Origin of the sequence: Dinghuibacter sp. (assembly GCF_035492835.1) — a bacterium.
Taxonomy (GTDB): domain Bacteria; phylum Bacteroidota; class Bacteroidia; order Chitinophagales; family Chitinophagaceae; genus Dinghuibacter.
In genome coordinates, this window is record NZ_DATJIY010000136.1 from 1 (window position 1) to 12,126 (window position 12,126).

Sequence of the window (12,126 nt, forward strand, 5' to 3'; positions counted from 1 at the left end):
CTTCTGCACGCCGTTTTTTTTGCCAAAAAAAGCGGCGTGCAGAAGGCAAGGCACCCCTCCCCTCGAGCCGGCAGGCCGAAAGCCAGCGACCAGAAAAGGCAAAAAAAAGCGACAGTTGAGACCAACCGTCGCGACAATCTAGACATGAGAAAGAAAAAAGATACAAGTCATTTCGTTGGGGCGCCGGCGGGATCGGCGCGGGGCGGGGGCCTTAGAACGGAAGGTCGTCACCGACCTCGGCGCCGTTCTGGGAGGCGTACTCCTGGGTGCCGGTGGACTCGACGCCGCCGTTCTCGGCGCGGGGAGCACCGCCCAGGAGCTGGACGTTGGAGACGCGCAGGCGGAGGGCTACTCCGTTGTTGCCGTCGCGGCCCGTGTAGGCTTCCGCGGTCGGCGTGCCTTCCGCGTAGACCAGCGTGCCTTTCTTCAGGTAGGGCGCTACGGCGATCCTGTCCGTCCAATAGGAACAATCCACCCAGGTGGTACGTTCCTGCTGGTTCCCCGATGCATCGCGGAAGCGTTCGGTATGCGCCACACTGAAGTTGATGACGTTCTTGCCATTCACTTCTCTGACGACACCGTCCCTGCCAAGGTTTCCTACAATCTGTAGCTTAATCATACCATCACGATTTAAAGATCCAAACTAGGTGCAAAGGTACGTAGACCTGAACGCGTTGTCAATGCCCCAAAGCGGGTATTTTCAAGACTTTTTCCACTACATACGACTTTATATTCCTACATACGGCTATATCGCGCAGCAAATCGGGGGGGCTTACGATGACCCGCCGGCCCGCCGCGCCGCAGGCATAAAACGCTTAAATCGTTTTAGCCGGAAGCCGTACCTTGCACCCACAATACAACTCAGGTGATTATGGCTAAAAATGTGAAAGTTTATCTGCTCGGGGGACTGTTGGCGGCTGCCGGGAGCGCACACGCGCAACCCGCGCAAACGGTTGATCCGCGCCGTCCGGTAGACTATGTCAACCCTTTTATCGGGACCGCGGATCACGGGCACACGTATCCCGGGGCGACCGTGCCCTTCGGGATGGTGCAGCTGAGCCCGGATAACGGTCGTTCGGGTTGGGATTGGTGCAGCGGGTACAACTACGGGGATTCGGTGATCGCGGGTTTTTCACACCTGCACCTGAGCGGGACGGGGATCGGGGACCTTTGCGACATATCGGTGATGCCGTCGATCGGGATTTTGCCGGGAACGGGGAAGATCACGAGCGCGTTCAGCCATGACCGGGAAATCGCGGAACCGGGATACTATGCCGTGCTCCTGAAGGACTTCGGGGTGTGGGCGGAGTTGACGACGACGCTCCACGCGGGGATGCACCGGTATATCTTTCCCGGCTCGGGGAACTCGATGATCCGGTTCGACCTGGGGTTTGCCATCAACTGGGACAAGGCCACGGAGGGATATTTTCAGAAGATCAACGATACTACGTTTGTGGGTTACCGGTACTCCACCGGCTGGGCCAAGGACCAGCGGGTCTACTTCGCGGTGGTGCTGTCCAAACCCATAAAAGACATCGCGCTGTATGGCGACGGTGCGCAGGTAAAGGCGGACCGTGTAAAGGCGCAGGACGTGAAGGCGTGTCTGTTGTTCGATACGCGGCCCGCGGAGCGCATCCTCATGAAGGTGGGGCTTTCGTTCGCGGACATCGACGGCGCAAAGAAAAGCCTCGGGGAGATCCCCGGCTGGGACTTCGACGCGGTCCGGAAGATCGCGGTGGACGCCTGGGAAGACGAGCTCGGGAAGGTGACCGTGGCGTCCGACAACACCAAGCTGAAACAGACCTTTTACACCGCCCTCTACCACTCGTTCGAGGCGCCCGTGACGTTTACGGACCGGGACCTCAGGTACAAGGGGATCGATGGGAAGCCGGTGCAGGCAACGGGGAAGCGGTATACCGTGCATTCGATCTGGGATACTTTCCGCGCCAATAACCCGCTGTTTACGATCCTGCAACCCGACCGGGTACCGGACATCGTCAACTCCTACCTCGATTTTTACGACCAATACGGGCTGTTGCCGGTGTGGGACCTGGAATACAACGAAACCAACTGTATGACGGGTTATCACAGCGTGGCGGTGATCTCGGACGCGATCCTGAAGGGATTTAAGGGCTTCGACGTGGAGAAGGCCTATGCTGCGATGAAAAAGAGCGCCATGCAGGACATCCGGGGGACGAACCTGTATCGCCAGTACGGGTATGTTCCCCAGGACAAGATGGGGAGCAGCGTGACGATTACCCTCGAATACGCCTATGATGACTGGTGTATCGCCCAGGTTGCGAAATCCCTGGGCAAAACCGACGACTACGCGCTGTTTATGAAGCGGGCGCATGCCTACGTCCCCCTGTTCGATAAGGGCACGGGCTTTTTCCGGGCCAAAAACGCCGACGGTTCCTGGGTGCAACCCTTCGACCCGTACTATTCGGAACACGATCCCGACAAGGCGATGTACACCGAAGGGAATGCCTGGCAGCACAGCTGGTTCGTACCCCAGGACCCCCAGGGACTGATCAACCTATTTGGCAGCAAGGCGGCCTACGTGGACAAGCTCGACTCCCTGTTCAGCGTGTCTTCGGTCCTCAAAGGGGATAATACCTCACCCGACATCAGCGGGATGATCGGGCAGTACGCCCAGGGTAACGAGCCTAGCCACCACATCGCCTATCTCTATAATTACGCCGGCGAGCCCTGGAAGACGGCCGACCGGATCAGGCTGATCACCTCAACCCTTTACGACAATACGCCCCATGGCCTTTGCGGCAACGAGGACTGCGGGCAGATGAGCGCCTGGTATGTTTTCAGCGCGCTGGGCTTCTACCCGGTCAACCCCGTCAGCGAGGAATACGTCATCGGCAGCCCGTTATTCGACCGGGTCTCGCTGAGCCTCCCGGGCAATAAGACCTTTACGCTGGTGGCCTTGAACAACAGCCCCGCCAACAAGTACGTTCAGAGCGCGCGCCTGAACGGCAAACGGTACGACAAGTCCTACATCACCCACGCCGACATCGAGGCGGGGGGCGTGTTGGAGCTGACGATGGGCGACAAACCCGGCAAGACCTGGGGGACGTCCGCGGCGGACGTGCCGGCTTCGATGAGCGCCCCGGCGGCAAACTAGCCCGCCGGGAGGGAACGGCGGCGATCTAGCGCCGCCGCTTCCAGCTTTGCTCCAGCAGCTTCTCGTTGGCAAAACTATACCAGCCCTGGTCACTGACGATGATGTGGTCGAGCAAGAGGATGTCCACTGTAGCGGCGCCCAAGCGGATCTTTTCCGTGGCCTCGATGTCCGCCGGGCTTGGTTGCAGGGAGCCGCTGGGATGGTTGTGGCAGAGTATCAGGCGTGTCGCGCCGTATTCGAGGGCACGTCTGAAAATAAGCCTCGGATCGACGGTGGTGCCGGTGATCCCGCCCTTGCTCACCATTTCCCAGTGACGGATGTGGAGGTTCTGGGTCAGGAAAAATACCACAAAGACCTCCTGCCGTTCGTTTTTGAGGAGATATTTCAGGAAGTGCGGCACGTCTTCCGGTTTCTTGAGGAATATGCGGGACGGCGCTTTGCCGGTATCCAGCCGCCGGCTCAGGCTCAAGGCGGCGATCAGACGGGCGGCCTTGTGTATGCCTATCCCGCGGACGGCGGTCAGCTGGACCGGTGTCATACTGGCTAATTTTTCCAGGTCATCCCCGGCTTTTTCCAACAAATCCCGGCCGATGTCTATGGCGGAACGGCCGCGCATCCCATTGTTGATAAGCACCGCGATCAGCTCGGCCGACGTGAGCGCCGCCGGGCCCAGCTTGATGAGTCTTTCGACAGGGCGCTCGCTCTTTGGCCAGCTGCGGATAGGTTTATACGTCATGACTTTATTTTTTTACCTTTGGCGCACATAAAAAATGCTATGTCAGAGTCCGCTGCGAAAATCTTTTCGGGTACCGGGTCCCACGGTCTGGCTGAGAAAATCGCCTTCAGTTACGGAACCAAGCTGGGGAAATCCAGTGTTTCCCGGTTCAGTGACGGCGAAATCCAGCCGGTTTTCCAGGAGAGCATCCGGGGAGATTATGTCTTCCTCGTCCAAAGCACCTGCGCGCCCGCCGACAATTTACTGGAGTTGCTGCTGATGATCGACGCCGCGAGACGGGCCTCCGCGTATAAGGTGATAGCGGTCATACCGTATTACGGGTATGCGCGCCAGGATCGTAAGGATAAACCCCGGGTAGCCATCGGGTCGAAGCTGGTCGCCAATATGCTGGTCGCCGCGGGGGCGGACCGGGTGGTCACGATGGACCTGCATGCGCCTCAGATTCAAGGGTTTTTCGACATTCCGGTGGACCACCTGGACAGTTCGGCAATATTTATCCCCTATATCGAGCAATTGAAGCTGGAAAACCTTACCTTTGCGGCCCCTGACGTGGGTAGTGCCAACCGGGTACGCGAGATCGCCAGCTATTTTGACGCCGAAATGGTTATATGCGACAAGCACCGGAAACGCGCCAACGAGATCGCCAGCATGGTGGTCATAGGGGATGTACAGGGAAAGGACATCGTACTGATCGACGACCTCTGTGATACGGGCGGGACCCTGGCGAAGAGCTCGGGGCTGCTGATGGAAAAGGGCGCAAAGAGTGTGCGGGCGCTGTGTACGCACCCAGTGATGAGCGGGAAGGCATACGAGAACATCGACGGAAGCGCGCTGACGGAATTGGTGGTGTGCGACACCATCCCCCTGCGGCAGAACAGCCCCAAGATCAAGATCGTCTCGGTCGCCGACCTTTTTGCGGTAGCGCTGAGGAACGCGTTCGAGAATAAGAGTATCACGAGCCTGTTCATCCATTCCCAGCTAAAGGAAAAGCGCGCCAAGGCGTAGAGTGACAGCAGAAAGTTAAACACAACAATAAATGAAAACAATTACAATCGAAGGACAACTGAGGACCGAATTCGGCAAAAAAGCCACCCGCCTGTTTCGCTCTCAGGAACTCGTGCCTGGTGTAATTTACGGGGGTGCACAGGAGGTGAATTTCACCGCTCCTGCTGCGAGCTTTAAACCTGTCGTATATACGCCGGAATTCCAGTTCGTGGAAGTAAAATTGGACGGCAAGTCCTACAAATGCATCGTAAAGGACATCCAGTTCGGCAAGGTATCGGACGAGGTGATCCACCTCGACCTGCTGGAGCTGGTCGAAGACAAGAAGGTCGTCGCCACCATTCCGTTAAAGTTCACGGGCGCCTCCGAGGGCGTAAAGGACGGCGGTAAGCTGGTGACCAAGATGAAGAACCTGAAGGTAAAGGCCCTCCCCAAACACCTGACCGAGAACATCGAGGTGGACATCACTGCCTTGAAGATCAACGAGAACATCCGTGTTGAGGACGTAAAGGTGACCAACTTCGAAATCCTGAACTCTCCCCGTATTCCCATCGCCTCCGTGGTTACGACCCGCGCCCTGCGCCAGGAAGAAGCCACTGCCGCGAAGAAATAGGGCAGGGGATTATCAAATGAATAGTAAAAGCGGGCTCGAGGGCCCGCTTTTTTCCTGAGATATGGACAAATTTCTGATTGCTGGCCTGGGCAATATCGGCCCCGACTACGAGCACACCCGGCACAATATCGGCTTCGACGTGCTGGACGCCTTTGTGCACAAGCACGGCGGGGACTTCCGGATGGAGCGGTACGCGTTCCAGGCGGACGTCCGGCTGAAGGGACATCACCTCGTCTGCATCAAACCCACGACTTTTATGAACCTCAGCGGTAAAGCCATCCGGTATTGGATGGACAAGGAAAAAATTTCCCTGCCGCACATCCTGGTGGTCTTTGATGATCTGGCATTGCCTTTGGAGAAACTTCGGTTGCGCCCGGGCGGTAGCGACGGCGGCCATAACGGGCTCAAGGACATACAAGAGACCCTTAAAAACGACCAGTATCCCCGGTTACGGTTCGGCATCGGGAACGACTACCCCAAGGGTCGCCAGATCGACTTCGTGCTGGGACGCTGGAAAGAGGATGATATGCCGCTGGTCAATGAAAAGATCGAATTCTGTATCCAGGCTATAGAATCCTTTGTACTGGAGGGAATCGATAAAACGATGAATAAAGTAAATAATTCGACCTTCGATAGGTAAAGCATTTTTGTTATTTCTTATATTCGCTTGAGAGTCTTCCAATATCCTTCTCAAGGGACCCTGAACCATTGAAAATCAAATGAGAACACATGAAAATCTTTTGTGTTGGAAGAAACTATGCAGAACACGCTAAGGAGTTAGGGAACGACATACCGGACGAACCGGTCATTTTCATGAAGCCTAAGAGCGCCCTCCTGCAAGCACATATGCCTTTTTACTACCCCGAGTTCACCAACGACCTTCACTACGAAGTCGAGCTGGTGTTACGGATATCCAAGAATGGAAAATATATCCAGGAACGGTATGCCTCCCGTTATTACAACGGCATCACCGTCGGCATAGACTTTACCGCACGGGACCTCCAAAGCGAATTGAAGCAAAAGGGTCTCCCCTGGGAAAAAGCCAAGGCATGGGATAATTCGGCGGCCATCGGCACGTGGAAGGACCTGAATCCCGACGCCCACCGCAAGCACTTCAATTTTTGCCTGTACAAGAATAAGGAGCTGGTGCAACAGGGTAACAGCGGCAATATGCTCTTTGCCTTCGATAAAATTGTAGCGAATATTTCCCAATATTTCTCCCTCAACATCGGGGACGTCATTTTTACCGGCACGCCTCCGGGTGTCGGGGAATGCGTCGTCGGCGATGAATTGGAGGCCTTTCTGGAGGATGATTCCCTGCTCAAGGTAGAAATCAAATAGGGTCATGACCGACCCGGAAATATTGTTGCAAGCGTATCGCCTGATGTGCACCGCACGTGACATGGCGGATACGTACGAGCGGAACCGCGCCGTCTGTAAATACGTCCACTCCACCTCCCGCGGTCACGAAGCCATACAGCTGGCGACGGCCTTTGCCCTCCGGCCCACCGACTTTGTCAGTCCCTATTACCGGGACGAAAGTCTGCTGCTGGGTCTGGGATTCACCCCGTATGAATTGATGCTGCAGCTCCTGGCCAGGGCGGATGACCCGTTCTCCGGCGGCCGGGAGTACTACGCGCATCCGAGCTATAAAGGACCTGACAAACCCACGATCATCCACCAAAGCAGCGCCACCGGCATGCAGGCGATCCCCACGACGGGGGTGGCCCAGGGGCTGAAATTCCTGGAGCAATCCGGCCGGCCCAAAGAGGGGTCTCCGATCGTCGTATGCTCCCTGGGCGACGCCTCGGTGACCGAAGGGGAGGTCAGCGAAGCTTTTCAATTCGCCGTCCTCAAAAAACTGCCGATCATCTACCTCGTCCAGGATAACGGCTGGGGTATCAGCGTTCACGCGTCGGAAAGCCGGGCCATGGACGCCTACACATATGCCGGGGGATTTCCCGGGATGCATCGTATCCAGATCGACGGGACCGATTTCGAGGACAGCTATGGCGTCCTGCTGGACGTAGCGGCGCACGTCCGGAAACACCGGGAGCCCTGGCTGGTCCAGGCAAAAGTGCCCCTGCTGGGCCACCATACCAGCGGGGTACGCAAAGAATTTTACCGGGATGCTGCCGACCTGGAAGCGCACCTGGCCCGGGACCCAGGTCCCAAATTAAGGGCCCGTCTCCTGGAGCTGGGGATAGAAGAGGTCCAGCTCGAGTCGATAGAAAACGACGCCCGTCAGGAAGTCGCCCGTCAATTCGCCGAGGCCGTGGCTGCCCCCGAACCGGAGCCGGACTCCGTGGCGGAATATGTCTTTGCGGAAACGCCCGTGACGCAGGAATCGGGCGAACGTGTCCCGCAGAACGGCGAACGGGTCATGATGGTAGACGCCGCCCTCCACGCCCTGGAGGAGATCATGGCCGGCCACCCCGAAGCGCTGCTCTATGGGCAGGACGTAGGCCGGAGACTGGGCGGGGTTTTCAGGGAGGCCGCTACGCTGGCCGAGAAATTCGGCGACCACCGGGTGTTCAACACCGCCATACAGGAGGCCTATATCATCGGATCCACCGTTGGTCTTAACGCCGTGGGGCTAAAACCCGTGGTCGAAGTCCAGTTCGCCGACTATATCTACCCGGGTCTAAACCAGCTGGTCACCGAGATTTCCAAGGCCTGTTATCTGAGCCGGGGGAAGTTTCCCCAGCAAACCATCATCCGGGTCCCTATCGGCGCCTATGGCGGCGGCGGACCGTATCACAGCGGCAGCATCGAAACGACGCTGTTGTCTATCAAGGGCATCAAGATCGTCTACCCATCCAATTCCGCCGATATGAAGGGCCTGATGAAGGCCGCCTTCCTCGACCCGAATCCGGTCATTATGCTGGAACATAAGGGTTTGTATTGGAGCAAGGTGCCCGGTACGGACGGCGCCAGGCAGGTCGAGCCCGCGGCCGACTATATCCTGCCCCTGGGGAAAGCCGGTAAGGTCCTGGAAGCCGACGTAGCGAACGTCGAAGAAGGCCGGAGCTGCTGTATAATAACCTATGGCATGGGTGTCTACTGGGCAAAGGCCGCCGCGGCGACGTTCCCGGGTCAAATCGAGATCATCGACCTGAGGACCCTGTTCCCACTGGACGAAACCTTTCTCGTCGATAGTGTCAGAAAACACGGTAAGTGCCTGATAATCACTGAGGAACAGCAAAATAACTCGTTTGCCGAGGCGCTCTCCGGCCGGCTGGCCAAGGCTTGCTGGAAGTGGCTGGACGCGCCCATCGACGTGTTAGGCGCCATGAACCTGCCCGCGGTTCCCCTCAATACCGGCCTGGAATCGGCCATGCTCCCGGGTGTTGAAAAGGTTGTCGACCGTCTCTCCCAATTAATACAAGAATAGCAGGAGCTATAATTTATCTAGATTCGCCCGGTCATCCCTGAAATAAACCGTTCAAATCGGCGTTCGTCCGCGGCATTTTTGCTCCACAAAACGAAGAGCATCGTATAGCCTTCATTATCTTGTTTTTTACCGATATTAACCTAAAACATGATAAATATTAATCTTGTATAGATCGTTTAACCCCCCGCCTTTCCTTTTGTCCATTTTTGGGTTTTTACTGCAAATAATATTGTTCAACTTACCGTTTGATGTAACGCCATGCAAACTTTATTCGTCTTACCCAATGAACGGAAGGGTAAATACGTTAAGGTGAAAGAAAGTATAGTATAGCCATTTTTAAACGCGTAATGCTGTTTATGAAAAACAAAATGATGAAAGGCGCTCACCTTTCCGAAAGGAAGTGCAAGGAGATCATCAGGCTCTTCTGCGAAGACCTGACCGCCACGCAGATTGCTGAAGTCAGCGGAGTTAGTCGAGTCACGATTAACAATTACCTGAAATTGACCCGGACGCACATCGCAAAGTACTGCGAGGAGCACAACCCCCGTTACCGGATGGCGGGCGCGTTTTCCTTTATGCCGGTCCACGCCGGCGCGGGGCCTACGTTTGCCGATGAGGTCCAGGAAGAAACCGGCTGGTTGTACGGTATTGCCCGTCATGACAAAAAGCTGTTTGTCGACCTGCTGTCGCGCCACGAATACGAGGAATTGCGCAAACTGGAAGGGAATCCTGATTACGCGGGGTATGAGCTGGGCAACAAACGCCAGAATAACTACACCGCGGTTGCCGACATTTCCGCCTGGAAGCTTACCAAGCTGGAACGCCCGTCGCTCCAGTCCTCGCTCCAGGACCAGGATGACTATGACCTCTTCTGGTCGATGACGAAAAGCCGGTTGTCGAAGTTCCGCGGGCTCAACCGCGGTACCGCGTATCTCCACGTCAAGGAATGCGAGTTCCGTTTCAACAACCGCGGCGAGGACCTTTTCAAGCTCCTGTCGTTTATCATCCAGCGCCGGCCGCTGCATTATTCCAAGGCCGCCGGGGACGAATAACGGGCGTTCGCTATAAAAAAATAGCAACTTACCCTTTAATCCCTGGATAAGTTGCTAACTCAATTTTCTCATGTCTGCCTCGATGAAGGTGGATAGCACCGCTATCTTAGCAGGGTCAAGATAAGGATTTTTTAATTTCTCCAACCGCGGACCCTGGATAAAATATCTCGTGGCTTTAGAGATCCACGATGATCGGCATATCCCTAAAGCGTATATTTAGGCAAATATTGCTATATGAAAGGCTATGTCATCGTGATCGCTTCTGTCGCAGCTCTCGGCGGTCTCTTGTTTGGCTTTGATACCGCGGTCATCGCGGGTACCCTGAAAATGATCACCAAGTACTTTTCACTCAGCGAATTGCAACTTGGTTTGGTGGTGGGCGCCACCTCCATCGGGTGCATCCCGGGTGCCCTGGTATCGGGTTGGATGGCCGACAAATACGGACGCAAAAATGTGCTGCTCCTGACCGCGGTGCTCTACCTCGTTTCCGCTATCGGAAGCGGTCTGGCCGGGAGCTTTGAAGCGCTGGTAGCCTACCGGCTGGTAGGCGGTCTGGCTATCGGGATGGCGTCTACTATAGCCCCGATATACATTTCAGAAATCGCGCCCGCCGGCGTACGCGGCCGGCTGGGGATGCTGCAGCAGCTCGCGATCGTTTCCGGGATTTTGCTGTCCTCCGTTTCGAATTTCCTTATTACCAAAGTACACGCGGACTTCCTGCACGACGACAACCTGTGGCGTTATATGCTGGGTGCGGCGGTTGTGCCGTCGATCATATTCTTCCTGTTACTGCTGATCGTCCCGGAAAGCCCGCGCTGGTTGATCCTGAAAGGCAAAATCGACGCCGGTAAAGCCATTTTTGCACGTATCAGCGGCGCAGCCGAGGCTGAGACCCAGCTGGTCGAAGTCCGCAGGGACATCGCCGCAGAAGGCGCCGGGACCTTTAAAGAGCTGTGGACGCCGCGGTACAAGCGGGTCGTGCTGATCGGTATCGTGTTTGCCGCGGTCGCCCAGCTGACGGGGATCAACATCATTTTTTACTATGCGCCCCTCATATTCGAACAGTCCCACACCGGCGGCAGTCCGCTGTTTCAAACACTGTTGACGGGCGTAGTCAACCTGATCTTTACGATCGTGGCCTTTTGGTTTATTGATCGCACCGGCCGGAAAAAACTGCTGCTCTTCGGATCGGCCGTCATGGCGCTTTGCCTCGGCGGTCTGGCGGTACTCTTCAGCCTGAACGCCCTGGACAATTATTTCGTATTGGGGCTGATCTTCCTGTATATCGCCGGTTTCGCGTGTTCCTGGGGCGCCGTGCTCTGGGTATACGTGGCCGAGATCTTCCCCAACCACATCAGGGGCGCCGCTACCTCGGTGGCCGTCACCGGTAACTGGACCGCCAATGCGATCGTGTCGCTGACCTTTCCGTACATGCTGAACGCCCTGCACGGCGGACCCACGTTCCTCATTTACGCGGTGATCAACGCGGGTATGATCTGGTTTGTCAGCCGTTATTTGTTCGAGACCAAGGGGATACCCCTGGAGCAAATCGAGAAGGCCTACGGGACGGCGTAGGCCGCTCGGCGGCCCGCTCATGGAAACGACGGCGACCCCAGGTCCGCAATGTGAAGAATGTAATGTAATATTGGTGATGCGCAGTCTTTTGTTATCCATTGCCCTGGCAATGATCGCCACTGCGGCGGCATCCGCCCAAGCCACGCCGTATTCGAAGGCCCCGCCCGCGGCTGGCGCCGCTCCGGGATCCGATTCCGCCCATATCCCCGATTTCATGATAGCGCTTGCCGACGGGAAACACCTCACGCGGGCCGACCTCGACAAGAGCAAACCGGTCATGATCGTCTATTATTCACCCACCTGTGACCATTGCCAGCACTTTGGCCAAGACCTGGCGGCGCATATCGGGGAATTCAAGGGCGTGCAGATCGTCATGGTCACCTTCCGTCCCCTGAACGAGGTCCAGGACTTTATCCGTATCACCCACCTCACGGGATCGGGGGCCCTTATCGGGTCCGAGGGGCTGCGGTGGACGGTGCAGCACCACTACAACATCACCACGTTCCCCTTTGTCGCGGCTTATGACAGGCATTGGAAGCTGCGCGGCGTCTTCCGCTATCCGCCTGTCGACCTTTCTACGCTCCGCCGGGACCTACTGGGCCACGAAAAATAGGCTGG

General features: G+C 56.5%; 10 protein-coding genes and 1 pseudogene. 9 read left to right on the forward strand and 2 right to left on the reverse strand.

What is annotated here, in order from left to right; translation table 11 throughout:
• Positions 1-211: 211 nt before the first annotated feature.
• Positions 212-619: a single-stranded DNA-binding protein gene (locus VL547_RS12585; RefSeq protein ID WP_325578239.1), complete on the reverse strand. Its 408-nt coding sequence runs from the start codon at positions 617-619 to the stop codon at positions 212-214.
• Between the two features lie 264 nt (positions 620-883).
• Between VL547_RS12585 and VL547_RS12590 the strand changes: the two genes are divergently transcribed.
• Positions 884-3,136 carry a GH92 family glycosyl hydrolase gene (locus tag VL547_RS12590; protein WP_325578241.1) on the forward strand — a complete coding sequence of 751 codons (2,253 nt, stop codon included), beginning with the start codon at positions 884-886 and terminating at the stop codon, positions 3,134-3,136.
• A gap of 25 nt (positions 3,137-3,161) precedes the next feature.
• Here the strand turns inward: VL547_RS12590 and radC are convergent, their stop codons facing one another.
• On the reverse strand, positions 3,162-3,872 hold the full coding sequence (radC, locus tag VL547_RS12595) for a RadC family protein (RefSeq protein WP_325578244.1): 711 nt from the start codon (positions 3,870-3,872) through the stop codon (positions 3,162-3,164).
• Between the two features lie 39 nt (positions 3,873-3,911).
• Between radC and VL547_RS12600 the strand changes: the two genes are divergently transcribed.
• The 8 genes and pseudogenes from VL547_RS12600 to VL547_RS12635 all read left to right on the forward strand — a co-directional run bounded on the left by VL547_RS12600 (position 3,912) and on the right by VL547_RS12635 (position 12,121).
• The gene (locus tag VL547_RS12600; RefSeq protein ID WP_325578246.1) at positions 3,912-4,877 is read left to right on the forward strand and encodes a ribose-phosphate pyrophosphokinase; all 966 of its coding nucleotides are present in this window, start codon (positions 3,912-3,914) and stop codon (positions 4,875-4,877) included.
• A 31-nt stretch (positions 4,878-4,908) separates the two neighbouring features.
• Entirely contained in the window at positions 4,909-5,487 is a 579-nt protein-coding gene (locus VL547_RS12605; RefSeq protein WP_325578248.1) for a 50S ribosomal protein L25, read from the forward strand.
• 61 nt (positions 5,488-5,548) lie between these two features.
• A complete protein-coding gene (pth, locus tag VL547_RS12610; protein WP_325578250.1) occupies positions 5,549-6,127 on the forward strand; it encodes an aminoacyl-tRNA hydrolase in 579 nt (192 codons plus the stop codon).
• A gap of 89 nt (positions 6,128-6,216) precedes the next feature.
• Positions 6,217-6,828 carry a fumarylacetoacetate hydrolase family protein gene (locus tag VL547_RS12615; protein WP_325578252.1) on the forward strand — a complete coding sequence of 204 codons (612 nt, stop codon included), beginning with the start codon at positions 6,217-6,219 and terminating at the stop codon, positions 6,826-6,828.
• A 4-nt stretch (positions 6,829-6,832) separates the two neighbouring features.
• Positions 6,833-8,881, forward strand: coding sequence for an alpha-ketoacid dehydrogenase subunit alpha/beta (locus VL547_RS12620; RefSeq protein ID WP_325578254.1), 2,049 nt, complete (start codon positions 6,833-6,835; stop codon positions 8,879-8,881).
• A gap of 356 nt (positions 8,882-9,237) precedes the next feature.
• On the forward strand, positions 9,238-9,933 hold the full coding sequence (locus tag VL547_RS12625) for a hypothetical protein (protein WP_325578256.1): 696 nt from the start codon (positions 9,238-9,240) through the stop codon (positions 9,931-9,933).
• Between the two features lie 231 nt (positions 9,934-10,164).
• Positions 10,165-11,508, forward strand: a pseudogene (locus VL547_RS12630) (sugar porter family MFS transporter); the annotation flags it as partial.
• Between the two features lie 76 nt (positions 11,509-11,584).
• Positions 11,585-12,121: a peroxiredoxin family protein gene (locus VL547_RS12635; RefSeq protein ID WP_325578258.1), complete on the forward strand. Its 537-nt coding sequence runs from the start codon at positions 11,585-11,587 to the stop codon at positions 12,119-12,121.
• Positions 12,122-12,126: the final 5 nt, after the last annotated feature.